Origin of the sequence: Stenotrophomonas sp. HMWF023, assembly GCF_003060985.1 — a bacterium.
GTDB lineage: Bacteria > Pseudomonadota > Gammaproteobacteria > Xanthomonadales > Xanthomonadaceae > Stenotrophomonas > Stenotrophomonas lactitubi.
In genome coordinates, this window is sequence record NZ_QAIJ01000359.1 from 1 (window position 1) to 1,485 (window position 1,485).

General features: G+C 64.5%; 1 protein-coding gene. It reads left to right on the forward strand.

What is annotated here, in order from left to right:
* The coding region (cycA, locus tag DBR20_RS21795) for a D-serine/D-alanine/glycine transporter (RefSeq protein WP_108268426.1) at nt 1–1,300 on the forward strand (1,300 nt) is incomplete at its 5' end.
* Nucleotides 1,301–1,485 lie beyond the last annotated feature (185 nt).

Consider the following 1,485-nt stretch of genomic DNA (forward strand, 5'->3'; position numbering starts at 1 on the left):
CGGCGGTGCCATCGGCACCGGCCTGTTCATGGGTTCGGGCAAGACCATCAGCCTGGCCGGCCCATCCATCGTGTTCGTCTACCTGATCATCGGCGCGATGCTGTTCTTCGTGATGCGCGCGATGGGCGAGCTGCTGCTGTCCAACCTGCAGTACAAATCCTTCATCGATTTCTCCACCGATCTGCTCGGGCCGTGGGCCGGGTTCTTCTGCGGATGGACGTACTGGTTCTGCTGGATCGTCACCGCCATCGCCGATGTGATCGCCATCGCCGCGTATGCGCAGTTCTGGTTCCCCGGGCTGGACGCATGGATACCGGCGTTGGCCTGCGTGATGCTGCTGCTGGCGTTGAACCTGGTGACGGTGAAGCTGTTTGGCGAAATGGAATTCTGGTTCGCGCTGATCAAGATCGTGGCCATCTGCGCGCTGATCATCACCGGCGCCGGGCTGGTGGCGTGGGGCTTCACCTCGCCCAGCGGGCACACCGCAGCGCTGTCGAACCTGTGGAATGACGGTGGCATGTTCCCGATGGGCCTGGTCGGCTTCTTCGCCGGTTTCCAGATCGCGGTGTTCGCCTTCGTCGGCATCGAACTGGTGGGTACCACCGCTGCGGAAACGGCCGACCCGGAGCGCAACCTGCCCAAGGCGATCAACTCGATCCCCGTGCGCATCATCATCTTCTACGTGCTCGCGCTGATCGCGATCATGGCGGTCACCCCATGGCGCCAGGTGGTGCCGGACAAGAGCCCGTTCGTGCAGCTGTTCGTGTTGGCCGGCATTCCCGCCGCCGCCAGCCTGATCAACTTCGTGGTACTGACCTCGGCAACATCGTCGGCCAACAGCGGCATCTTCTCCACCAGCCGCATGCTGTTCGGCCTGGCCGAGGAAGGCCATGCACCGCGCGGCCTGTCCAAGCTCTCGCGCGCAGCGGTGCCGGCCCGGGGCCTGCTGTTCTCCTGCCTGTGCCTGCTGGGCGGCACCCTGCTGATCTACCTGATCCCCAACCTGGTGACCGCCTTCACCCTGGTGACGACCCTGGCGACGGTGCTGTTCATCTTCGTCTGGTCGCTGATCCTGGTGGCCTACATGGTCTATCGCCGTCGCTACCCGGAGCGCCATGCGGCCTCGATCTTCAAGATGCCCGGTGGCGTAGTGATGTGCTGGGCCTGCCTGATCTTCTTCGCCGCCGTGCTGGTACTGCTGAGCCTGCAGGCCGACACCCGCCAGGCCCTGGTGGCCAGCCCCGCATGGTTCGTGCTGCTGGGCGCTGGCTATTGGCTGCGGCGGAAGATGGCGCGGTAGTCGGGAAGACCCATCCACGCATGGCGTGGATCCATGTGTCGACCAAGGTCGACACCCACCAACAGCAGGTCATGCCATTCCGGCAGATCGCGGAAATCTGTCGAAGGCGGGGTGGGTCCGGTTGCGGGGGTGTAAGCGCCATGGATGGCGCGCCCAAGCCTCCATGGATGGATTCACGGCGTCCC